20 protein-coding genes are annotated in these 23,086 nt (G+C 66.0%); 10 read left to right on the top strand and 10 right to left on the bottom strand.

Features of this window, described 5'->3' with window-relative positions:
• Window positions 1-4 precede the first annotated feature (4 nt).
• Genes KA712_20605 through KA712_20590 form a run of 4 tightly spaced genes read right to left on the bottom strand, consistent with a single transcriptional unit; the run spans window position 5 to window position 5,175 of the window.
• Window positions 5-196: a CcoQ/FixQ family Cbb3-type cytochrome c oxidase assembly chaperone gene (locus KA712_20605; GenBank protein ID MCG5055373.1), complete on the bottom strand. Its 192-nt coding sequence runs from the start codon at window positions 194-196 to the stop codon at window positions 5-7.
• Window positions 196-2,529, bottom strand: a complete 2,334-nt coding sequence (ccoN, locus tag KA712_20600) for a cytochrome-c oxidase, cbb3-type subunit I (protein ID MCG5055372.1) — start codon at window positions 2,527-2,529, stop codon at window positions 196-198. The genes KA712_20605 and ccoN overlap by 1 nt, the downstream gene beginning before the upstream one ends.
• A gap of 7 nt (window positions 2,530-2,536) precedes the next feature.
• A complete protein-coding gene (ccoS, locus tag KA712_20595) occupies window positions 2,537-2,764 on the bottom strand; it encodes a cbb3-type cytochrome oxidase assembly protein CcoS (GenBank protein ID MCG5055371.1) in 228 nt (75 codons plus the stop codon).
• Window positions 2,761-5,175 carry an HAD family hydrolase gene (locus KA712_20590; GenBank protein ID MCG5055370.1) on the bottom strand — a complete coding sequence of 805 codons (2,415 nt, stop codon included), beginning with the start codon at window positions 5,173-5,175 and terminating at the stop codon, window positions 2,761-2,763. The genes ccoS and KA712_20590 overlap by 4 nt, the downstream gene beginning before the upstream one ends.
• A gap of 49 nt (window positions 5,176-5,224) precedes the next feature.
• Between KA712_20590 and KA712_20585 the strand changes: the two genes are divergently transcribed.
• Both KA712_20585 and KA712_20580 read left to right on the top strand, forming a co-directional pair.
• Window positions 5,225-5,914, top strand: a complete 690-nt coding sequence (locus tag KA712_20585; GenBank protein ID MCG5055369.1) for a sulfite exporter TauE/SafE family protein — start codon at window positions 5,225-5,227, stop codon at window positions 5,912-5,914.
• 122 nt (window positions 5,915-6,036) lie between these two features.
• The gene (locus KA712_20580) at window positions 6,037-7,338 is read left to right on the top strand and encodes a sugar MFS transporter (GenBank protein MCG5055368.1); all 1,302 of its coding nucleotides are present in this window, start codon (window positions 6,037-6,039) and stop codon (window positions 7,336-7,338) included.
• A gap of 25 nt (window positions 7,339-7,363) precedes the next feature.
• Here the strand turns inward: KA712_20580 and KA712_20575 are convergent, their stop codons facing one another.
• The 3 genes from KA712_20575 to KA712_20565 all read right to left on the bottom strand — a co-directional run bounded on the left by KA712_20575 (window position 7,364) and on the right by KA712_20565 (window position 10,144).
• Window positions 7,364-7,849: a hypothetical protein gene (locus tag KA712_20575; protein MCG5055367.1), complete on the bottom strand. Its 486-nt coding sequence runs from the start codon at window positions 7,847-7,849 to the stop codon at window positions 7,364-7,366.
• 155 nt (window positions 7,850-8,004) lie between these two features.
• Window positions 8,005-9,204 (bottom strand): DNA/RNA non-specific endonuclease, encoded by a 1,200-nt coding sequence (locus tag KA712_20570; protein MCG5055366.1) that lies wholly within the window; start codon window positions 9,202-9,204, stop codon window positions 8,005-8,007.
• A 43-nt stretch (window positions 9,205-9,247) separates the two neighbouring features.
• Complete coding sequence (locus KA712_20565) at window positions 9,248-10,144, bottom strand: hypothetical protein (protein MCG5055365.1); 897 nt, start codon at window positions 10,142-10,144, stop codon at window positions 9,248-9,250.
• Window positions 10,145-10,507: 363 nt separating this feature from the next.
• On the opposite strand from KA712_20565, the gene KA712_20560 reads away from it, so the two are divergent.
• A complete protein-coding gene (locus KA712_20560) occupies window positions 10,508-10,819 on the top strand; it encodes a hypothetical protein (GenBank protein MCG5055364.1) in 312 nt (103 codons plus the stop codon).
• A gap of 28 nt (window positions 10,820-10,847) precedes the next feature.
• Here KA712_20560 and KA712_20555 read toward each other — a convergent pair whose 3' ends face one another.
• The gene (locus tag KA712_20555; GenBank protein MCG5055363.1) at window positions 10,848-11,696 is read right to left on the bottom strand and encodes a DUF4156 domain-containing protein; all 849 of its coding nucleotides are present in this window, start codon (window positions 11,694-11,696) and stop codon (window positions 10,848-10,850) included.
• A gap of 210 nt (window positions 11,697-11,906) precedes the next feature.
• Here KA712_20555 and KA712_20550 point away from each other — a divergent pair, with 210 nt between their 5' ends.
• From KA712_20550 to KA712_20540, 3 genes are all read left to right on the top strand, one after another.
• Entirely contained in the window at window positions 11,907-12,125 is a 219-nt protein-coding gene (locus KA712_20550) for a hypothetical protein (protein ID MCG5055362.1), read from the top strand.
• Between the two features lie 89 nt (window positions 12,126-12,214).
• Entirely contained in the window at window positions 12,215-13,249 is a 1,035-nt protein-coding gene (locus KA712_20545) for a YihY/virulence factor BrkB family protein (GenBank protein MCG5055361.1), read from the top strand.
• A gap of 197 nt (window positions 13,250-13,446) precedes the next feature.
• Complete coding sequence (locus tag KA712_20540; protein ID MCG5055360.1) at window positions 13,447-14,685, top strand: pyrophosphate--fructose-6-phosphate 1-phosphotransferase; 1,239 nt, start codon at window positions 13,447-13,449, stop codon at window positions 14,683-14,685.
• 78 nt (window positions 14,686-14,763) lie between these two features.
• Here KA712_20540 and KA712_20535 read toward each other — a convergent pair whose 3' ends face one another.
• Entirely contained in the window at window positions 14,764-16,107 is a 1,344-nt protein-coding gene (locus tag KA712_20535; protein ID MCG5055359.1) for a hypothetical protein, read from the bottom strand.
• Window positions 16,026-17,393 (bottom strand): metallophosphoesterase, encoded by a 1,368-nt coding sequence (locus KA712_20530; protein ID MCG5055358.1) that lies wholly within the window; start codon window positions 17,391-17,393, stop codon window positions 16,026-16,028. Before KA712_20530 ends, KA712_20535 begins: the two co-directional genes overlap by 82 nt.
• 139 nt (window positions 17,394-17,532) lie before the next feature.
• Here KA712_20530 and KA712_20525 point away from each other — a divergent pair, with 139 nt between their 5' ends.
• The 4 genes from KA712_20525 to KA712_20510 all read left to right on the top strand — a co-directional run bounded on the left by KA712_20525 (window position 17,533) and on the right by KA712_20510 (window position 23,001).
• A complete protein-coding gene (locus KA712_20525; protein MCG5055357.1) occupies window positions 17,533-19,077 on the top strand; it encodes a protein kinase in 1,545 nt (514 codons plus the stop codon).
• Window positions 19,078-19,138: 61 nt separating this feature from the next.
• Complete coding sequence (locus KA712_20520; GenBank protein ID MCG5055356.1) at window positions 19,139-20,161, top strand: tetratricopeptide repeat protein; 1,023 nt, start codon at window positions 19,139-19,141, stop codon at window positions 20,159-20,161.
• Window positions 20,162-20,167: 6 nt separating this feature from the next.
• The gene (locus KA712_20515; GenBank protein MCG5055355.1) at window positions 20,168-21,037 is read left to right on the top strand and encodes a helix-turn-helix domain-containing protein; all 870 of its coding nucleotides are present in this window, start codon (window positions 20,168-20,170) and stop codon (window positions 21,035-21,037) included.
• Between the two features lie 188 nt (window positions 21,038-21,225).
• On the top strand, window positions 21,226-23,001 hold the full coding sequence (locus KA712_20510; GenBank protein MCG5055354.1) for a hypothetical protein: 1,776 nt from the start codon (window positions 21,226-21,228) through the stop codon (window positions 22,999-23,001).
• Window positions 23,002-23,086 lie beyond the last annotated feature (85 nt).

The raw sequence follows: 23,086 nt of genomic DNA, 5'->3' as shown, positions 1-23,086 counted from the left end.
CGCTTCAGTCTCCATGGGGGGGTGATACGGGGCAGGCGCCCTCGTCGAGGGGCAAACGGGCCACGTGGTCGAAGTCGTTGCGCTTTCGGAACAAGGTCACGCGCAAGATCACGGCCACGAAGGTCGAAAAGAAGAGCAGCAACGCCAGGAGGGGAAGGTCGGCAAAGCTCATGCCCTGGTAGAACTGCCGGTACATCAGCGACCTCCTTGGGGGGGGGCGAGCGTGACCGAGGCACCGCTTGGCAGCACCTTGACACCTTCCTCACGGCCAAGTCGCTGCAGATAGGCGATCATCGCCACGAGCTCCGAGTCCCAGGCCAGCGTTACGCCCTGGCCTGCGAGATCGGTGACCACGGCCTCGGCCTGGGCTTTTTGGTGAAGTTCGGCGCCATCGATCTGCTCGTTCGTGTACGGCACGCCCAGCTTCTGCATGACCTGAAGTTTTTTCGGAGCGATTTTGGCGTCGATGCGCCCGGTCTCGAGCCAGGCATACGAGGGCATGTTGGAGCCCGGGCTCGTCGAGCGCGGGTCCACGAGGTGGCTGTAGTGCCACAGGTTCGGGTAGCGACCGCCCAGGCGGTGCAGGTCCGGCCCTGTCCGCTTGCTGCCCCACTGGAAGGGGTGGTCGTACACGAACTCTTCGGGCTTTGAGTACTCACCGAATCGCGCCGTGTCGCCGATGAGTGGCCGGACCATCTGCGAGTGGCAGGTGTAGCAGCCTTCCCGAACGTAGATGTCACGTCCCTGCAGTTCGAGGGCGGTGTAGGGTTGCTGCGCCTTGTCGGCATGTGCCGGCACGGCCTGTTTGATGAGGATGGTGGGCAAGAGCTCGGCCACGCCTCCGATGAGGATGGCCACCAGGGTGAGCACCGTGAACGACAGCGGCCTGTGCTCGATGACGTCGAACCAGGACGTTTTTCCCTTCTCCTTGTCGCGGCGGGCGAGGATCCAGGCCAGCTCACCCAGGAGCAGGATGAACCCGATGATCACCACGGCCCTCATCGGGGGGGCGAGGCCCAACAACACCAACGCGCCGATCGCCACCAGGGAGAACCACAGGGGGCGTCCCGCCAAAACGGCGCCAATGCCCGGGCCGGCCGGCTGGGCCTCGGGCACGGCCACCTCGACGGACACGGTGACGGGCTTGCCCGCGCGGGCGGTGGCCAAGAGATTCCAGGCCATCATCACGAAGCCCACGAGGTACATGGCGCCGCCGATGACGCGTACGATGTACATCGGGCGAATCGCCAGCAGGGTCTCCACGAACGCCGGATACACGAGGGTTCCGTCGGGGTTGGTGGCCTTCCACATGAGGCCCTGGGTGACCCCGGAGATCCACATCGACACCATGTAGAGCACGATGCCAATGGTCGCGAGCCAGAAGTGAAGCTCTGCCGCCTTGGTCGAGCGCAGCTTCGTGCCGTAGAGCCGCGGGACCAGCCAGTAGAACATGCCGGCCGCCATCAAGCCGTTCCAACCGAGGGCGCCCGAGTGTACGTGACCGATGATCCAGTCGGTGTAGTGGGCCAAGGCCGAGACAGACTTGATGGAGAGCAGGGGCCCCTCGAAGGTGGCCATGCCGTAGAAGGTCACGCCGGCGGCAAAGAACTTCAGAACAGGGTCTTCGCGCAGTTTTTGCCAGGCACCCTTGAGGGTGAGAAGGCCATTCAACATACCCCCCCAGCTTGGGGCCCAGAGCATGACGGAGAACACCATGCCCAGCGACTGCGCCCAGTTGGGCAGGGCGGTGTTCAATAGGTGGTGAGGGCCCGCCCAGATGTAGATGAACACCAGAGCCCAGAAGTGAATGACCGAAAGCCGGTAGGAGTAAACCGGGCGTTCGGCTGCCTTCGGCAAGAAGTAATACATGATGCCGAGAATCGGCGTGGTCAGGAAGAACGCCACGGCGTTGTGTCCGTACCACCACTGGACCAGCGCGTCCTGAACGCCCGAGAAGACCGAGTAGCTCTTGAGCGGCGACAGTGGCAGAGCCAGGCTGTTCACGATGTGCAGCACGGCCACCGTGATGATCGTGGCGATGTAGAACCAGATCGCCACGTAGAGGTGCTTCTCGTTGCGGCGGGCCAGGGTCCAGAAGAAGTTGATGGCAAACACCACCCAGATGAGCGCGATGGCGATGTCGATGGGCCACTCGAGCTCGGCGTACTCCTTCGACGTGCTGATGCCGAGAGGCAGCGTGACCGCGGCGGCGACGATGATGAGCTGCCAACCCCAAAAATGGATCTTCGACAGCAGATTGCTCGCCATGCGCTGCTTCAGCAGCCGCTGCGTGCTGTAGTACACGCCTGCGAACATCATGTTGCCCACGAACGCAAAGATCACCGCGTTGGTGTGGAGCGGGCGGATGCGGGAGAAGGTGAGGTAGGGCACGCTCAGGTTGGCCTGCCACCACGCGAGCTGAATGGCGGCCAGAACTCCCACGGCCATGCCGACGATGCCGAACACGACCGAGGCGAAGATGAACTGTCGGACGACCTGGTCGTTGTACTCGATGCGCTGGGTTTGCATGTGGTCTCTATGTGTCGTTTGAACTTCCGCTCGTGCGGGAAGGCTGTGGGTCACTAGGGGATGAAGGGGGGGTGGGGGGCGGTTCGGCTGCGGCTGAGACGTCGTCTTCGAGGGGGGCGAGGGAGAGGCGATCGCCGTGATCGAAGTCGCGCTGCCGCACGCTATGCACGAACAGGACCAACGAGCCGCCGACCAGCAGCAAGCTCACGAAGATCTGCAGAACGATCACGTTCATGTGAGCCCCTCCACGGGCGTCATGATCTGCGTGCGCCCACGCGGCCGCCGTGCGCCCAGGGACCACAGTGTGTACCCCAACAACCCCAGAGAACTCGCGGGCATGCTGATCGCGGCCCGCAGGGGCGTCATGGCGCCCGTGAGGCACGCGGTCACGGCGAAGGCGTTGTAGGCCAGCGCGAGTGCCAGCACCTTGCGGGTCACGGCGCGCAGGTGGCGCGCTTCCGTAAGCGCCAAGCGAAGCCCATCGAGCCCTTCACCCAGCAGGAAGAAGTGCGACTTTCCCGGCAAAATGGGACGTTCGACAGCCACGGTGCCGGCAACGCTTGCGCGATCGAAGGCATGGGTGTCGTTGACACCATCACCCAGGAAAAGCGTGTCTTCGGCGTCGAGCCGGGCCACGACCTTGGCTTTGTCCTCTGGACTCAATCCGCCCAGGGCGTGGGTGTGTGGCACCCCGAGCCGCTCGGCCATGCGTGTGACGCGGGCAGGGGCGTCTCCTGAAAGGAGGTGCACCGCAAACCCCTCTTCCTGAAGCCGTTCCAGGCTCGAGGCGGCATCGGCACGCAACACCTCGGTCACCTCGAAGCGGGCCACCTCTTCGCCTCGATGAGACAGTACGGTAGCGCCCTCGGCGCTCGCTTCCGGCGCCCCCAGCGCAAAGCGCGCACGCCCAAGCCGCCAGAGCCCGTCGGCCGTGCGCACGCCCTCGCCGGGAACCTCGTCCACCCGCCACGTGGGCTGCCAGGTGGCGCCGTTGCCGCTGAAGTGACGGGCCAGGCAGCCCGCCACGGGGTGGCCGCTGCCGGCCGCCAGCGTGAAGACGGCGTTCTTGGCCTCCGGGGACAGGGCGGGGACCGGCGTGGCCAGCTCGAGACGCCCCAAGGTCAGCGTGCCGGTTTTGTCGAAGAGCAGCTTTCGCACGCCCACCAAACGATCCATGAGGGCAGGATCCCGCACGAAGAAGCCCGCCCGCCGCAGCCGCAGGTGAACCAACTCCCGCGCCAGGGGCAACGCAATGCCAATGGCACAGGGGCACGTCACCACCAAGAGTGCCGTGGCCACGTCGAGCGCGCGCCCCCGGTCGAGTCCCCACCACAACGCATACCCACCGCCCGCGAGGCCCAGCACCCCCAGCGACCACAGGCGCGCCAGGCGATCCCACAGCGCCCCGTGGGCCCGCATGGCATTCACAGGGGCGGGCGCGCGCAACAGCGTGGCCAGGGGCGAATCGGCGAAGGCTGTGCGTGCTTTCACGGTCATCGCGCTACGGCCGGCGTTGAAGCAGCCCGCGGGGGCAAGCTGGCCCTCGTGAATCGTATGCGGCACGGATTCGCCATTGATCCAGTCGAGCGAGATCGCCGCCTGGGCGTCGACCAGCGTGGCGTCCACGGGGACCACCTCGCCGGGGGCCACGAGCAAACGATCGTCGGCGTTCACCCGCGGCGCGCGCACGGGCCGGGGCCCGCGGTCTTCGATGCGCCTGACGTAAAGTCCCTCGGCGCCGTCGTCGTCGAGCAAGAGCGCGCGGTTGCGCTCGATGGCCCGTTGCTGGAGCCATCGGCCGAAGAGCATCAAGGTCACGAAGGTGTTGAGGGTATCAAAGTACGTGAGGTCGCCACCGCGGCCCGAGAGCACCTGCGCGGTCGAGGTGGCGAACACGAGCGCGATGCCGAGCGCGATGGGCAGATCCAGGTGCAGCACACCCTGGCGAAGCCCTTGCCAAGCGGCGCGGAAGAACACCGAGCCCCCAATGCCCACGACGGCGGCCGAAAGGCCGAGCGAGAGGTACGTGAAGAGCGCGTACAGCTGTCCATCACGGGGCGAGAGGCCAAAGTAAAAGCTGATCGAGAGCAGCATCACGTTCATGGTGAGCGCCACGCACAGGCCAAGCCGCAACGTCAGACCGCGGGTGAGGGCCGCGCCCGTCTTGCGGCTGGGGCCGAAGCGGTAGCCGAACCCTTCGATGAGCGCGAGCCAGCGTTCCACGTCGAGCCCCCCGCGGCGCCAGAGCATCCTGACTTTGCCGAGCGTGGGGTTCACGGTGACCGAGACCGCGCCCGCCTGGCGGCGAAAGGTCTCGTTCATCAGCCACACGCAGCCCGTGCAATGGATGCCCTGGACGTCGAGCTCGAGGCTGCAGACGTCGCCGGCCGATGCCTCTGCGTGTTCGAGCAGGGGTTCGAGCCACGTATGCGTGGCCGCTGCCGGGGCGGCGCCGATCGGCAGCGTCTTGCGGCCCGCGAGCTCGTAATAGCGTTCCAGGTTCTCGGTGCGCAGCAATCCGGCCACGGCCTCACACCCGGCGCAACAGTAGGCAGCCGTGCCACAAGCCTCGGGCACCCGCGTGCCGCAGTGGGCACACGGATGGGGTGCAGGCTTTTCGCGAACGACGACAGGGCGCTCGGGCATTCGCCGGGGGCTTTGCGAACGGCATGCCGATTGAAGGAGGCGCTCGAGCGTGAGTGAATCGGTGCTTCAATCAGCCACGTTTTGGTTCGTCGCGGCGGGGGCTGCACTGGTGGCAGGCTTCGGCGCCAGTGGGCACTGCGCGCTCATGTGCGGACCCCTGGCGTGCGGGGGGCCCACCCTCGATCGCGCCTCCCGCGTGCGTGCCGCCGTGGCCTGGAATGCCGGGCGTTTGCTGGGCTATGGCCTCGTGGGGGCGTTGTTGGGGGCGCTCGGGCGGGGGGCGGCAGGCTTCGTCTCGGCAAGGATCGCGCCCGTTTTGCCCTGGCTGATGGCGGTGGGGCTCGTGGTGGCGGCTTTCGACCTTGGCCGCCGGGTGCGCCTACCGGCGTTCCTCGCGCAAGCTGCGCACGTGGTGCACCGAAGCGGTGCACGTTTTTCGCCGCTCGTGCGGCGTCTCATCGCCGGTGCGGCCACGCCCCTTTTGCCCTGTGGCGTGCTCTGGGGCGGGTACCTCGCGGCCCTGGGTGCAGGGTCGTTCGCGGGGGGCTTCGTCATGATGGTGGCGTTTGCTCTGGGGGGCGTGCCGGCCCTGGCGGCGGTGCAGGCCCAGGCGGGGTGGCTCTCCCGCTGGCCCCGTGCCGAGGCCTGGGGGCGCAAGGTGGTGCCGCTGTTTGCGGCTGGCTTCCTGGTCTGGCGGGCGCTGCACGCGGGCGGCCCTCCGGGCGCCAGCTGCCACTAAATCCTTTTGCGTCTTCGCGGGCACCCGCCGGGCCTCCCGCTTGACGCCACAGGGGGCCTGCCAAAGACTCCAGCGGTCCGTGGCGCGCCGCGGGCGCCCACCCTCGACCGAAAGAGAGCCCCATGGCCGGAGTCCCCGTTTCGCTTCCCGTTGCAGACGCATCGCCTCAGGCGTCGTCCACCAACAATCGGTTTGCGCTTTCCGTCCTGACCTCACTGTTTTTCATGTGGGGCTTTCTGACCTGCCTCAACGACATCCTGATCCCGCACTTCAAGGCGGCCTTTTCACTGAGCTACGCCAAGGCGATGCTCGTTCAGACCGTGTTCTTCGCGGCGTACTTCATCGTGTCCCTGCCCGCCGGGCGGCTCGTGGGCCGGGTGGGCTACCACCGGGGCATCGTGATCGGGCTTGGCACCGCCGCGCTCGGCTGCTTCGCCTTTTATCCGGCGGCGGCTTCCCGCAGCTACGAAACCTTTTTGGCGGCGCTCTTCATTTTGGCCTCGGGCATCACCATCCTGCAGGTGTCGGCGAACCCCTTCGTGGCGGTTTTGGGGCCGCCCCAAACGGCCTCGGCGCGCCTGACCACCGCGCAGGCGTTCAACTCGTTGGCCACCACGGTGGCGCCGTTTTTCGGCGCGGCGTTCATTCTCTCGCATGCGGCGAAGAACGCCACGGAGATCGCGGCGCTCGCGCCGGCCGAAGCCGAGGCCTACCGGCTGGCCGAGGCCCAGGCGGTGCAGTTGCCTTACGTGGGTTTGGCCGTGGCGCTCCTGGTGCTGGGAGGGCTCATGGCGATGATCAAGCTGCCTCGCATCGATGCGGGCCCCACCGATGCCGACGCTGGCGGTTATGCGGCGCTCGGGGCTCACAAACACCTCATCTGGGGCGCGGTGGCGATCTTCGCGTATGTAGGCGGTGAGGTGGCGATCGGAAGCTTCCTCGTCAACTACCTCAAGGAGCCCGCGATCGCAGGCTTGTCGGAGGCCCAAGGCGCTCACTACGTTTCGTACTACTGGGGCGGTGCCATGGTGGGGCGGTTTGCCGGAGCCATCACCCTGCGCATGTTTCGTCCGACCCGTGTGCTCGCGTTTCACGTGGCGCTGGTGCTGGGGCTTCTCATCCTCACCATGAACACCACGGGGGCGGTGGCGATGTGGAGCGTGCTGGCGATCGGGCTTTTCAACTCCATCATGTTCCCCACGATCTTCACGCTGTCTCTCGACGGCCTCGGCAGCGCGACGTCGAAGGGCTCGGGTCTTTTGTGTATGGCGATCGTGGGCGGCGCCCTCATCCCGCTCTTGCAAGGCGTGATGGCCGACGCCAACGGCGTGCAGGTCTCGTTCGTGGTGCCGCTCGTTTGCTACGCCTACCTCATCTGGTTTGCGCTCAGGGGCAGCCGTCGCGCCGGGGCGCTCGGCGGCTGAGTGGGGTGGGGGCAGGCGAGGGGCGCTAGCTCGACGAGACCGTTTTGGTCTCGAGCATGCGATCGGAGATCGGGCACTGCCCCCGTTGCCACTGGCTCACGCGCTTGTCGATGCGGCGCCGCAGCACCTCGACGCTCCACGGATCCGCCGCGGTGAAGGCCAGCTCGACACCCCGGGCATCCGTGGACACGGTGACCCGGCGGCCGGGCGCAGGCCTCACGTCGGCCGACACCGTGGGCACGGTTTCGCTGTGCCTCGACAGGGCTTCCACCAGCGCGTCGGCGTTGATCGCCAGGTTTGCGGGGCTGACTCTTCCTGCCGCGTCGATACGAACGATGACACCATCGGCCTCGTGGCGAATCCGAACCTCCGCTTCGTGTAACGCCGCAGGGCAACGTGCGGCCGTGGCGCGCGGCTTCGGCGCCGCATGCCCGCAAGACGCCACGAGGCCTGCGCCAACGACCATGCCCAAAAGGCCTGCCAACCGCTTGGAATCCGCGTAGACGTTCATGGTCACTCTCCTTTGAAGCTCAGCCGTGATTGGCGAGCTCAGGAGAAGCTTGAGTCGCTGTGGCAGCCCTGCCCAATACGAAATGAGCGCGCGACGCTTCGAGAATTTCGATGGGGCCCCCCGCTGACCGGCGACCTCTGGCCACCTACGCGCCCCTATCTTTCCGGCGCGAGCCCGAGCTCAGTCCGCATTCTCAGTCCCAACTCTTCCTCGACCTGATCGGCCGCCTTGAGGGCCTCCGCGAACCGGAGCGTACCGATCTCGTCCTCGAGGGCCTGTACGGAAACCAGCTCCTCTATCCAGGCCTCGGGGTCGATGCCGAGCTCCTCCTCGAGCGGGACCTGGCGAAGATCCTGCTCCAGGCGAAACGCAAAGGCCACGAGCTCTCCCTCGCGGCGCCCCACCGCCACCTTCCAGAATCGTGAGGGGATCTGCACCCGAACATCACCTTGGTCGTCCACGCCCTCGAACCACCAATCGTCGTCAGCGAGCATGGGACCTGCAAATACGGTCATACGGCCCTGCGCGAGCCGCCGCCCGAGCTCGTTTTCGAGCTGCCCCCAGCGACCGAGCTTGCTCGACTGATTGAAGCCCGCCACCTGAGGTGTGCAGTTGGTGGTGTGGTACGTATCGCCGTTCGCGCGCCGGACATCGGTGTACGTCTTGCCCCAGCATACCGACTCACGCATGACCACGTGACCCCGATCGAACGCGCCGCCGTCCTTCGTAAAAAAGCGATCTGGCAGTTGATCCTGCTCGGGCAGACGAGGATCGGTGAACCATCGTTCCCCATCTTTGGGTCCGAGCCCGCCCAGGGCGGCGCGGCCGTACGTGCGCGACAGATCGGGCCTTCGTCGGCGAGGTGCATTGTCCACGTTGGCCGCGGTCACCATGCACAAACGCCGCTCCTTGTGCATGAGGACGCTGAAGTTCTGATACTTGAGTTCGTGGCCCCCGTCGGCGAGCCGGGCCAAGACCACGGATGAATGTGGCGTGGGCATCGGTACGCGGGTGCCGAGAAACTCGGGGTCATACCCGCTGCGGTTGCTGTAGTCGGGGTCGGTCCAGGGACGGACGACCTTTTCAGGCTCGAGCTGGCTCTGCCGAGATCCGGTCAGCGTGGCCCCTGCGTGCGGGTCGACGCTGACCGTAATTTCGATCCTTACGGCCCCGGCCGTGAGCTCGATGCGCTGAGGGGAGTCCCCCTGCGCAGCGAGGCGGGTCTGGGCATCCGCCAGGGGCACCGCGACCAGCCTGGGGCGGTGATCCGCTGCGTCTCCGGGCGGCGGCGCGCCCAGCTGCCCGTGTGAGCCCTCGTCGATGGCTTCGCCTTGGGGAGCATCACTGCGATTCATCGGTGTCATGGGTTGCGCCGTTTCTCTCCGGAACGCGTAGCCGCTAGGAAGCGGCCACCGCCTCCGCGTCTGTGGCCGCGTGCCGGCGCCAGTCGCGCAGGTTCGCAAGCACGTTCCCGTTGATGCGGGTTCCGGCGTTTTCGCGCTGGCTACCGCTGGTGTGAATGCCGACCGCGATGCGGCGGCCGTCGGAGGCCGTGAACCACACCGGACTTCCACTCTGGCCGCTGAAGGTATCGATGTCGTAGAACAGGCGCGATTCGTTCACTTCCACCAGAAGCCTGGCGTGAAAGTACTGCTGCCGAGCGCTGCCGATATCGGCCGGGTAGCCGCTGATGTTTGCCCATGAGCGCTTCAGCTGATCGTCGCCAAGCGCCCCCAAGGAGAAATAACCCAGCCGGTCTCCTATGGGCTCGTCGAGCAGAATGCCGCCATAGTCAGAGCCTGCGGCTTTGCCGTTGATCCAGCCATCCACGGTGCGGAAGCGTCGCGCCTTGACCGCTCCGAAGCGGGGCGCGTCTGCGCCGTTCAGGGCCGGTAGAACAATGATTTCCTCGGCCCAGCCGCCATCCGCGTGCAGGTAAACACAATGTCCTGCGGTCACCACGAGGTTCGGTGCCCCCAGCCATCCCGTACCCACGTACTGCTTGCCACTGCGGGACGTGATTCTCAGCGCACAGATCGCACGCCAGGGGTATTGGTAGACGTCGGGCACGGGCACGCGATCGTCCTGGTTGATGACGGCTTCGTCCCACAGTCTGCCTCTGGCCATTGCCAAGCTGGCGTCAGGAGGCTGCTTCCACAAAACAGGTGAACGCGGCTTTTCTCGAGGCAGCTCGACACGCCCCAGAATTGGGACCGGGCCCACCTGGATGGGTGCAACCTCCTCCGCCTGATCCTCACTCCGATGCGGCCGATGATAGGGCTCGCGACTCGCCATGCCGATCTCCTCCGTCCGCGCTCATCATGAGCGCGGGCCCGGCGCGAGCGCAAGCGCACATCTCGCAACACCTCGGTGACAGTGCGTGGAGACGTTTGGCTTCCCCGTTGGCGTGTCCGCCTGCCGAGACGCCTCGCCCGGTCCGCCGCGTGACCACGGAGCGGAACAAATATGACAGGTATTGGCATGTTTTCTCACTACCTTGGACCCATGTCGAACCGACTTTCACGAAAAAGGGTCCTCGTCTTCCTCATGCTTGGTCTCGTGTGGGGGGGGCAGGCAACCGGGCGTGCGGCGCCGACACACCCGCCCGTGCACGACGGGCAAAGCCAAAAAAGACCTACGAAAAACAAGGACAAGAAAATGCCACTCGAGCCACTCAGCCCCTGCCTTGAAATCGTTTCGTTCACGCTCGCCAGCGGTCACGACGTCGCCTCGCTGACGGCCCGCGCCAAAGGCATCATGCCCTGGCTCGAGAAGCAGCCTGGGTTCGTGGCGCGCACGCTCGTCGGGCCCGATGAAGGCGGTCGCTATCTGGACATCGTCCGCTGGCAGAGTCTGACCGAGGCGCAACAGGCCGCCGAAAAGGCGATGGCTGAGCCGGCGTTTGGAGCCTTTATGGAGGCCATCGACGAGGCGTCCGTTCGTATGCAGCACCTCCCCATCCGGCTGTGAACGGCTCGGTGACTGCATTAGCCCAGCCTTAGCCCCCTGCATTCGCCTGCAGCAAGACGCGCTCTTCGCGAACCCGCAGGACGAACTCCTCGAGGTCTGCGCTCTGTTGAGCGTCGAGTCGCCAATCCAGATCGCAGATGCGACCCGCAACCCTTTTGGCCGCTCCGATGCCCTCTAGGTCTTCGATGGACATCGAGAAAAAGAGTCTCGTATCCTTCGTTTCCTGAAACGTGTAGGCCTTTGCGACGCCATCCACCGCGAGCACCGACTTGCAGGCCCTCTTCTCTGCGGGGTTCGACGCGAGGACCTCCCAGAAGGCGAGGCCGGGGTGAGTGGCTCTGAACGAAACGTTCATCACCAGACCGGTGAAGTCGAACTTCACCGCGTACATGCGTTCTCCGCCTGGGCCCTTGAATTGATTCACCTTGGCGCTGCCGGCGGCGGCTGTTGTTGGCGTGACGGCGTCGCGCGCCGCCTGCGCGTTGCGGGGCCCGTTGCACTGAAAAGCCGTGCCCGTGATCATCGCGCTGCTGACGTCGGAGCCGCCCTGTCCGCCCGATGTGCCGAATTGAGGCGCAGCGTAGTGGACATAGTTGGCTCCCAAAGTTGCCGCTTTGTTACGAATGTCGTTCATCGCGAACTCGACGAGAGCTTCGTTCGATACGAGCGCGCCGCCGAAGGACCCACCACCCTTGCCAACCACCGTTCCCCGCGGAACACATTGGCCGGGCGCGTATCCCGCACTCGTGGGCGGCGAAAGATCGGCGAAAACGGTACTTCCCTGTTGTGACAGCCGCTCTGTGGCGCAGCCGGAAAGGGAGGCAACCGAGGCCACGGACAGAACGGAAACCCAAAGACTCGCGGCACCAGACGTCATGATTTGACGCTTAGCTAACGACGCGCTCGTGCACATGTCAATGACGCGAGCTTGCTCTTTGGTCGTCGTGTCGCCTCAACGAGCCCCGGGAGTTCGTGGTGCCCCGCCAGCGTCCCGGGTGCGCAAGGTTTGGGCCAAGCGAACCCATCGAGACTATCTATCGGCGCTGGCCGGGCCTTTGCAGCAAGCTGTCGATCAGGAGGTCAGCCAATGAAACCGATCTGGGCAAATCGAAAGCTGGTGCAATCGTGGGATCGGGCCGTCATTGCCGCGGGAGGCGTGGTGGTGGCGGTCCTCATGGTGGTCGTCGTCGGGTGGGGAGATCCTGCGGCGGAGGACATCGACATGGAGGCGCTCGAGCGGGTCGAGCAGCAGCTCCGCTGCACGCCGGATCCCAGGGGCGTGCTGCCACCCCTCGACTACTGCTGACGCCCGCGCGTCGCCCGCGCGGCACCTGTCGTTGGCCCGGATTTTGAATTCACCGGAGCCAACGGCAGGCGGCGTTGAAGGGAGCGGAGATGGAGCATCGCGAGGGCAGCACAGGGACCCCGGGGCCGCACCGGCCCGCCAAGGAGACGGACGTGATCGAGCCTGCGCAGTGGCGGCAGCGGGATCGGCGCCATGGGCGCGATGCCGAGTCGCCTGGTGGCATTCCCCTGCGGGGTTGGAAGGACACGCTCGTCCGGGTGAAGAAACAGCTCGACGCAGATCACATGACGATCATCGCGGCCGGCGTGGCGTTCTACGCGATGCTTGCCATCTTTCCGGCGCTGATTGCGCTCGTTTCGGTCTACGGGCTGGTGTTCTCGCCCGCCGAGGTCGAGGCGCAGATCCAGGCGCTCTCGGCTGTACTACCCAATGAGGCGCGCACGGTCATCGGCGGTCAGCTGGAAGCTCTCGTGCAACGCCCTCGAAACACTTTGGGATGGGGGGCGGTTTTGGGCATCGTCGGGGCTTTGTGGACCGCTTCGAGCGGCACGGCGAACATGATGGAGGCGATCAACATCGCCTATGACGAACGCGATCGCGGGTTCGTCAAGGCGCGGGCTTTGGCCGTGGTTTTTACCTTCGGCCTCATCGTGGCTGTGGTGGTGGCGCTGGCGTTGGTGGCGTTGGCCCCGGCCCTGCTGGGGTTCATCGGCCTGGGCGCGGTGGGGCGTGCGGCCGTGCAGTGGGGCCGCTGGCCTGTCTTGGCACTTCTGGTGACAGGTGGGCTTGCGTTGCTCTATCGGTACGCGCCGAACCGGAAGCGTGCCAAGCTGCGATGGGTGACGTGGGGCTCCGGCATCGCCACGTTGCTCTGGATCGCAGCGTCGATTGGGTTTTCCCTCTACGTCGAGAACTTTGGCTCGTACGCCCAAAGCTACGGTGCGCTCGCGGGCGTCATCGTCTTGATGTTGTGGCTCTTCATCTCGGCCTTCGTGATCCTTCTTGGTGCGGAGCTGAACGCAGAGCTCGAGGCCCAAACCGCGCGCGACTCGACGGTGGGCGTCGATGAACCCAGGGGAGGGCGAGGCGCCCGCAAGGCGGACGTTCTGGGTGAAGTTCACTAGCCGAGGTTCCGGGCCCTGAAGCGGCCGGCACGTTGATAACGCATCGTCCCATGGAAACGACGGGGCCTTCCACGGAAGAAAACGTAAGCCGAGGCCCCTAAATCTGGAGCGGTGTGAGTGCGCGGTGGTAAAATGCGCGCGTTTTTTCACGCAAGGGGCAGCCTCCTCGGGCGGTCCACGCAGCTTTGGAGGATTCCGTGAACGTCACCAATCAGAAAGTCGGCATTTTGACGGCGGGCGGCCTGGCGCCCTGTCTTTCGTCCGCCGTGGGCGGCTTGATCGAGCGCTACACCGAGCTGGCTCCCGAAGTGGAGATCGTGGCCTACCTCAACGGCTACAAAGGCCTTTTGCTCGGCCAAAGCGTCGTGGTCAACGCATCCACCCGCCAGGGTGCCCACATCCTGCACAGCCACGGGGGCAGCCCCATCGGCAACAGCCGCGTCAAGCTCACGAACACCGACGACTGCGTCAAGCGGGGGCTCATCAAGCCCGGGCAATCGGCCCTCGAGGTTGCCGCGCGTCAACTCGAGTCTGATGGCGTGACCATCCTGCACACCGTGGGGGGCGACGACACGAACACCACCGCTGCCGACCTGGCCGCGTACCTGAAGAAGAATGGCTACGCTCTGACGGTGGTGGGCCTGCCCAAGACCATCGACAACGATGTTTTTCCCATCAAGCAGTCGCTCGGCGCGTGGACGGCCGCCGAACAGGGCGCCGTTTACTTCGAGAATCTGGTCAACGAGCAATCTGCCAACCCGCGCACGCTCATCATTCACGAGGTGATGGGGCGCAACTGTGGGTGGCTGACCGCGTACACCGCCAAGGTCTACCGCGAACGCCTGCAGCGCCGCGCCTTCCCCATCGGCTTCAACCTCGACCGCTCGCACCTCGACGTGGACGCCGTGTTCATCCCCGAAATGAACGTCGATCTCGACAGCGAGGCCGCGCGCCTTCGCAAGGTGATGGACCAGCAGGACTGCGTGAACATCTTCGTCTCCGAAGGCGCCTGCGTGGATCAAATCATCCGCGAGCTCGAATCGCGAGGCGAGTCCGTTCCCCGGGATGCCTTTGGCCATCCCAAGCTCGATGCGGTCAACGTGGGCAAGTGGTTTTCGCAGCAGTTTGCGAAGCTCATCGGCGCCGAGAAGACGTTGGTGCAGAAGTCGGGTTACTTCGCCCGCAGTGCGGCCGCCAACGTCGACGATCTGCGTCTCATCAAGAGCATGGTCGACCACGCGGTCGAGTGTGGCTTGCGGGGCGAGCCGGGCGTGATTGGCCATGACGAAGACCGTGGCCGCCTGCGCGCCATCGAGTTCGAGCGCATTCGCGGGGGCAAGCCCTTCAACATCGACGAGCCCTGGTTCAATGAACTCCTGGCTGCCATCGATCAGCCAAAGGGCGCACGGCTCGCAAAGAAGGACGGCGAGCACTAGAGCCGGCGGCGAGGGGCGCTCGCGAGCCTGAAAGGGTTCGGGGTGCCCCGGCCTTCGTAAACGGGGCCCTTGGTGGCTTCAACGCTTCGGCGACACCGCCGGGGCGAGACCCAGCCAGGGACCGTGGGGCACCGGCGCCCGCCGACGAGCGGCGTTGGCCGCATAGCCTCGTCCCAGCAGCGCGGCCACCAGCACCCAGAGCGCTGCCACCGCCACGTTCACCAGCGCCAAGGTGGTGGTGCCCCACCCGGCAGCCAAGGCCACCGTGACCAGGGCCCAGGAACAGAGGTCACCCAGGCGCACGAAGAAGGTGTCCGTGGCAGACTTGGCCTTGTACTTTGCGCCGCGCGACGTGGGCAAAAACAGCATCTGCTGCACCGTGTTTTGCAGAGAATAGCCGGCGCTGTTCTCCACGATCTTGAGCACACGGATGAGGCCCAAAGCGGGAAAGAGCGCGAGGGCGCCGTAGCCCCCGAAGGCAAGCACCGGCACCGCCAGGAGCGCCGTGCGCATCCCTGCCGTCCGCACGATGCGGGCCACCGTCAGTACCTGCATGAGCGCCGTGAGCAGACCCACCCAGGTTTGAAACGAAGCATAAAACTCCATCAGAAACTGCTCGCGATCCTCGCTGCCGAGCGCCGCGCTCTGTGTCTGTACGATCATGGCGAGCACCTGATCGCCCGTGGTGTTGACCAGGTTGAGAAGGATCACGCTGCCCGCGATCAGCAAGAGGTACGGATCACGCAGGATCAACGTGAACCCGCCGTGGGCGCTCGTAGTAGACGCCTCGGCGTTCGCCAGGCGGGCGTCCGGGGCGAGCGTGTCGGCGAGCGCGCAGATGGCCCGGGTGAGCAGCACGCAGAGGCTGAAGATCAGGGCGGCCAGCACAACGAGCTGCATGGGATCCAGCCAGCGTGTCAGAAACGCCACCAGCTGGGCTCCCAGCAGGCCGCCCAGCGTTCCCCCTGCGGCCACGATCGAAAAAACCCGCTTGCCCGCCTCTTCGCTGAACAGATCGTTCGCCAAGGACCACAGCTGAGCCAAAACCGTGATGCTGAAGATGCCAAGCCACACGAAGAAGGCAAAGCCCACCGGCACGCCCCACCAGGACAGAAGCGGGAAGGCCAGCATCGAGAGCAGAAACCCGAACAGCACCCGCGTCACGATCGTGCGGGGCGGGCGCCGGTTGAGCAGCCGACCGTAAAGCGGCACGAGAAAGAGGAGCAGCCCCGCTTGCGCGCCCCGGGCCGCGTTCCGCATCGCGACCCCGCCCTCGAGCAGGATCAGGGGTTCGCGGACGACCTTGAGGATGTAGTAGACGCTGAGGACCAAAAAGAGGTTCAACGCCAAAAGCGCGACGAGCCGTCGCTCGTTGGGTTTGATCTTTGCCCCAAAGAGTGTCTCGACGAACCAAAGGAGCATGGTCGGCTACCCTGCAACATCGACGCCGTGGCCTCGCGCGAGAGCACGAGCGCATCGAACTCGCGACCCGAAGCATCGATCGCATGCAGCTCGAGCCGATGGGGGGTGACGGACGCCGAGACGAAATGCAAAACGGACTCCGCATAGGCCGCATCGGCCCGGGGCTGAATGCCCCGCAGGTGACGCCCACCTCCGCCCGTCACGACATAGTTCACCCCGTTTTTGGTCTGGATGCGCTCGTAGTGATGCTCGTGGCCACTCAGCACCAGGGGAACACGGTGTTTTTCGAGCACGGGCACGAAGTGCGTGCGGAACTTCTCGTCACCCCCGCGTTTCGCTGAAGAAAATGGGGGGCGGTGACCGTAGACGATGGTCCAGGGGCGCTTCGCGGCCGCCAGGTCCGCATCGAGCCACGCTGCCTGCGTGGGACCCTGAAGCTCGGTGTCGAGCACCACGAAGTGCACGGGGCCCCAGTCGAAGGAATACCAACGCTCGCGCCCCTCGGGGCCACCGTTTTCAGGCAGGGCGAACACCTCACGGAAGGGTGCCGCTGCTTCCGTTTCGTACTCGTGGTTGCCACTGGCAGGGAACATGGGAAACCGCGCCAAAAGGTCGGCGTAAACGTCGAAGAAGTTCTTCTCGAACTCGACCCTTGTGCCCGTGTCGTAGGCGATGTCGCCCACGTGAATCATGAAATCGAAGGGCACCGTGTGCATCTGAGCCAGCACCGCGGCTTGGCTGTTGCCCCCATCGCCCGAGTCGCCGAAGGCCACGAAGCGCACGGGCTCTTCGCGGTCGGGCAGAGGAGGCGTGCGAAACCCTGCGCGCGCGATAGGGGTGCCGTCGAGGTGCAGCTCGTAACAGTAGAGCGCGTCAGGGGCGAGATTCGATACGGTCGCGCCATAAAGCGGAGATCCGTACACCGGTCGGGCGCTGGGGTCGCGCGCGGCGCGCGCGGTCTCGAGTTCGTCGGTGCCGGGTCGCGTGAGGCGTAAAGTGACCTGGCCGCCGCCCTCGGGGGCGGTCCACAACACCTTCATGGTCGTTTCGTCCTGCGCCGCCAGGTAGGGCCGCCGCGTGAGATGGGGGGAAGGCGGCAGCTCGGGACCACAGGCTCGTGCGAGGGGATCCATCGGGTTTGCGCGCGTTGCGGGCGCGTCGGAGGTGAAGTTCTGGCGCTCGGAGGCCAGCTTGTCGTCGGCGAGGCAGCCCGCGAGACCGGCGCTCACGAGCGCCCAGGAGATGACGAGCGCACGCAGCAGGAACGGAGGGCGGGATTCCTTCATGCGCCCCAAGTATTGCCGAGGAATTCCCAAATGCAGGCCTCGAATGCCTCCGGGCAAAGCGCCGGGACAAGAGAACGAGGCTCGCCGCGTTGGGGCAGATGGGGGCAGATCCGGCTACAATGCAGCGCTTTCACGCGCGATGCTGTGCCCCTCGGAAGACGAGCTGCTCGATTATTCAGCCAACCGGATGGGGGTGAGCGATCAGGGGCGGCTGTCCTTTCACATCGCAACGTGTGTCGTGTGTGCCGAGGCGCTCGAAGCGCTTCGAGACGAAGTGGTAGATGAGTTCGTGGGACGTCAGGTGGGCAACTACGTGGTGGAGCGTCGGCTTGGAGCGGGCGCCATGGGGGTCGTGTATGCGGCCGTTCATCCGGACATGGGCCGACGCGCGGCGGTGAAGGTCATCTCGAACGCCCCCACCGCCAAGGACATCCAGCGCTTTTTCAACGAGGCGCGTGCCTGCGCCTCGATTCGCCACGCTCACATCGTGGATGTGCTGGATCAGGGGCGCTTGCCAGAAGGCGCGCCTTACCTCCTCATGGAACTTTTGGAAGGCGAGACCGTGGGCGCGCGGCTCGCACGCGAGGGCCCGATGGGCCTCGACGAGGTAGGAGAGATCGTCGCTCAGACCGCGAGCGCCCTCGAGGCGGTGCATGCGCGCCACATCGTTCACCGGGATCTGAAGCCCGACAATCTCTTTCTCTGCCGAAGGCCTGAGGGGGCCTGTTTCGTGAAGGTTCTCGATTTTGGGCTGGCGAAGGGGGGCGAGGGCGCGGGCCTCGACCCGGCGCTCACGAGCAGCGGCATGTTGGTCGGAACGCCGCTCTACATGGCGCCGGAATGTTTGGGCCAGCACGGTCAAGAGACGGTGCACTCGGACCAGTACGCGCTGGCGGCCGTGGCTTACGAGCTTCTGACGGGCCGCCCGCCCTACACCGCCCAGTCGCTCCGCCAGCTCATAGAAGCCCAGCTCAAAGGCGCGCCCCCGTCCGCGTCGACCCTGCGCCCTGGCCTGCCCCCGGCCCTCGATGCCGTGCTTGCCCGAGGACTTTCGTCCGCACCCGGTGAAAGGTTCGAGGATGTCGGGCGCTTTTCGTCTGCGCTGCAAGCCGCGTTGGCCGGGGGCGAAGAGCAAGAGCGGCGCGGCGGCTGGCGAAGAGCCGCTGCGTACGGAGCGCTGGTTGCGGGGCTCGTTTTTGCGTCCGCGGTCTGGATGGCGCGCAGTCGTCCCCCGCGGGCGCGCGTCGAGGTCCGCGCCGCTGGGGCGCCGGGGGAGGCGCCTTCCCTTCGGGGGGCTTTCGTCACCCCGCCCGCGCTGGCGCCCGTGGTAAGGCCCACACCCGCAGCACCGCCCCGGGCAGTTCCGCGCGTCGCTTCTGTGGCGCCCGTGCTGCGCGCCGATACGCCCGCGCGCCGTCCTGTACGCCAGGCGATCCGCATCGAGTCCACCCCGCCGGGCGCCTCGCTCTGCACCGTCAAGGATTTGACGGTTCTCGGGCGAACGCCCTTCGTATTTCCGGGGCCTTCCCCGGGGGAAGAGAGGCTCTTCGTGCAGAAGGCGGGGTATCGCACGGCCGAAGTCTTGCTGCCGAAGCGGTCCCGCGTGGTCACCGTGGGCCTCGCACCGCTCGGCGCCGATGATCTGGAAGACCCTCGATGCCTGGTGGTGAGACCTTCTCCTTGAGGGGCTGAGCTTTTCGTGCGACGGCGCTCGCCACGGGGGCTCTACCTGACAGATGTGGTTCATGAGCAAGGGATCGAAAACGAGGCGGGTCGTCCTCATCTTTGGTGGGCTGGTCCTGGCCTCGGGCCTCGGCGCTGGGACCGGTGCCAAGGCACACGCCGCGTCTGCGGTCACCGCGGCGGTCGAGGCCCAAGAGCGCGCCAGCCGCGGGCGGGCGCTTTACGACATCGGTCATTTCGAGGAGGCCATCGCAGAATTCGAGGCGGCCTACCAGCTGACCGAAGAGCCTGCCTTGCTCTACAACCTCGCGCAGTGTCACCGCCGCTTGGAGCACGCCCGGGAGGCGATTGCGCTTTACCGCCGCTACCTGACCCTTGCGCCCGGCGTTCCGAACCGTCGCGAGATCGAGGAGCGTATCTCCGACCTCGAGCGCAGCCTGGGGCCGCCCGAGGAGCTGGCAGAGCGCACGCTCTCTCCCCGTGCGCCCAGCACCCCTTGGGTTCCGAGGGCTGCCGCGCCAAGCCCTCCGCCCCGCCTGCCCGCGCCTTCACGCGACCCTGGGTTTCACACACACGACGGTTGGTTCCTTCGGCTCTTGGTCGGCCTGCATCGCGTGAGCGTCAACGAACGCCGCGCGGGAGCCTCCCGCGTAGGGGCCGGAGTGGCTTCCGGCGTTGCGTTTGGATACGCCTTGCTGCCGAGCCTGGCCGCCTTCGGTGAGGTGGGGGTGGCGGCACGCTCCGAAACCACCGGGCCTACGAACGAGTCCCGTACGACTGTGGGGGGCGTGGGAGCGGGGCTCACGTACTACGTGCTGCCCTACAACGTTTACGTGTCCGCCTCGCTGCTTTACGGCATCATGGAGTTTTCGACGGAAACCACGGTGGCAGGGGTGACGACCACGCGCGAAAGCAGTTCGACCTCGGGGGTTGGCACGCACCTGTCGTTGGGGAAAGAATGGTGGGCGTCTGCGAACTGGGGGGTGGGCGTTGCCCTCGACCTTTATGCCGTGGAGGCCGAAGTGGAAGGCTCGACCTGGGCAGGCACGAGTGGCGGTGTGGCGTTCTCTGCCACGTTCAACTGACGTCCGATGGTTGGGCTTGCCTCCTCCTTTCTCGCGCACCGACCCGCTGAGGCGGTGTTGCGCGCGGGCCCCACACTCGACGAGGCGCTCGCGCGGCTCGTGGCAGCGGGACGAGACGCTTGGCCCCAGGTCGTGCTGGAAGCCGAACGCTTCGTGGCGCATCTGGCGCGGGTGCTGCCCGTGGGGGCGAACCTCGAAGACCTGCTGCGCTTGAGGGCGGCCGAGCTTCACCTCACGTGTGCGGCGGCCGCGGGCTCGGCGGCAGCGATCAAGGCGCTGGAGGCCGGTTACCTGTCGCGCCTCGATGGGGCGCTCAGGCGGGCAGGGGCCACGCCTGCCACGATGGACGAGGCCAAACAGCGGCTGCGTGAGAGCTTGTTTGTGCAACGGAACCAAGGGCCGGCGCGCATCGCGCAGTACGGGGGACGCGGAGACCTGCTGAGCTGGTTGCGGATCAGCGCGGTTCGTGAGGCGTTCAAGGTCTACCGCGCCGAGCCCGAGACCGCATCGCTCTTTGACGACACGGCATTGTCCACGCTGGGTGCGGCTGATGCCGAAGTGCAGACCGTGCTGCGGTTGCACCGCGACGACTTCGTGCAGGCGCTCAGGCAAGCCATCGCGGCGCTGGATCCCGAAGATCGCATGCTGCTCGATCGGCACCATCTGCAAAACCAGTCGATCGACGTGCTCGCGGCTGCGCTCGGGATCCACCGCGCCACGGTGGCGCGGCGCCTCGAACGGGCGCGCGAGGCGTTGGGCCGGGCGGTTCGGCGCGACTTTGCGCAGCGCTTTGGTCTTGGGAAACGTTCGTGTGACAGCCTGGTGGGGGCGCTGGCGGAGCGCATGGACGTGACCCTCGGCGCCTTGGGGCGCTAGGCCCGGCGCGACCCGCCGGGAACGCGCGGGTGTGAGGACACCCACACCACGAGCACAAACCAAACGCGAGGTTCCCTTGGCCGCGCGACGCGACTACAATCGCGCGGTGCGAACTGGGACGACCCCCTTTTCGAGGCGCAAAAGAGCGTCAGTCTGTTGAACCGCGCGGCCTGAACTACGAGGAAACCATGTCAAAGATGCGATCGTTAGCCCTAGTGTCCCTACTTGCTTGGCCCCTGTCGGCGTGTGATGACGACGAAGACCGCATTCTCCCCTCCGACGCCGCCCTCCCAGGAACGAGCGATGGGGGCGTTCCCGACGCGGGTGGTGACGCCGCGCCCGCGGTGGCCTGTCCCACGAGTCTCGTCGGGGCCACCGTGGTGGCCGACTCGATCGCAACGCCCACCACCTGGAGTGGCTTGGTCTCGGTCACCAAGGCGGTGACCGTCCGCCAGGGCGGCTCGTTGACCATTCTTCCCGGAACCACCGTGGTGATGGCCGTGGACAGCGATCTCGAGATTGGCTGGAACAGCGGTGTGGCCACCGTGAAGGCCGAGGGCACCGCCGCTGCGCCCATCACTTTCTGCGGAGCCAATCCGGTACCGGGGGGCTGGAAGGGGATCTCGGTGCAAAGGAACGTCACCTCCGACAGTGCTTTTCGTTACGTGAACATCCTGCATACGGGCGGTGCCATGACCCCTGGCCTCAGCCTGGTGGGTGTGGCCACGATCCAGAACGTCAGCGTGTCCGATGGCAGCGCCGACGGTGTTCATGCGGCGGATTTCGCCGCCGGCAGCGCCGGGCTTTCCGTGCAGCGCATGGGAGGCCGCCCGGTGGTGCTGACCGCACCCGGGGCGTTCACCAACTTTCCCTTGGGCGGCATTCTGACGGGTAACGGCAACGACACCGTGCCCGTGCGCTTTGATTCGATTGCCGTGAACACGACCATCCACAAGCTGCCCATCCCCTATGTTCAAGAGTCCAAAGTCATCATCCGGGATACCAACACCGTGGTCATCGAGGCGGGCGTTCAGTACCACTTCGCTGCGGATGCGGAGCTGGAGGTGGGCTGGAACAGCACCGATCCCACGTTCACGGTGGCCGGTACAGTGGCCGAGCCCGTGGTGTTTCGCGGCGTCAGCGCGACGCCGGGCTTTTGGAAGGGGCTCATCATCGAGCGCAACGTGCGCACGGCTTCGTCCTTGAACCACGTTCAGATCTGGCACGGTGGCGGAGGCACGGGCGTCGATGTGGCGGCCCTCGAGGTCTTGGCGGCCATCAAGCTCGACAACGTGACCTTGAACGGAAACAAAGCGGGCGTGCGGATCGGCCAGCAGGGCTTGGCCGCCACGTCGACGATGGTGACTGTCACCGGCACGCAGGGTGTACCTGCGACCATCGCGCCCGAGGCGTGGGTGACGCTGCCCGTGGACGGAAGCTTCACCGGCAACATGATCGACCAGATCACGGTCAAGGGAGACTCGTTCGCCAAGGTGGGTACCATCAAAAGGGCGAACGTGCCCTACTTCATTTCAGAGACCATCAGGTTCGTCAACGACTCCGCCGTGACGATTGAGGCGGGCAACCAGTTCATCGCAGGCTCGGACGTCAAGCTCGAGTTCGGCTGGAACAGCGGCATGATGACCCTGACCGCAGTGGGCACGGTGGCCGCCCCCATCGTCTTCCGAGGGGCCGCCGACACGGTGGGTTTTTGGGAGGGTATTGTCCTCGAGCGCAACGTACGGACGGACTCGAAGCTGGATCACGTGCAGGTGAGCCACGCGGGCAAGATGGGAGGCGCCGCGCTGACCATCCAGGGCAACAATGCGCCGTTCATCCCCGTCACGAACAGCCGCTTCAGCAAGTCGGCGGGCTTCGGCATTCGCAAGGCGGCCGCCAACACCAACACGTACATCGAAACCAACACCTTCGAGGCCACCGCCGGCACGGTGGGCACGCTGTAACCGTCGCCCCCTCTGCCCGCGTGCACCCTCGTGCGCGGGCCGGGGCCGAGGGGCGGTCCCCAGGGGCTGAACGGGGCCTTGAATA

The sequence above is a fragment of the Myxococcales bacterium genome (assembly GCA_022184915.1).
Lineage (GTDB): Bacteria > Myxococcota_A > Polyangia > Fen-1088 > Fen-1088 > JAGTJU01.
Note: the sequence above shows the minus strand (reverse complement) of the source record. Positions and strands in the feature narration are given on the sequence as shown.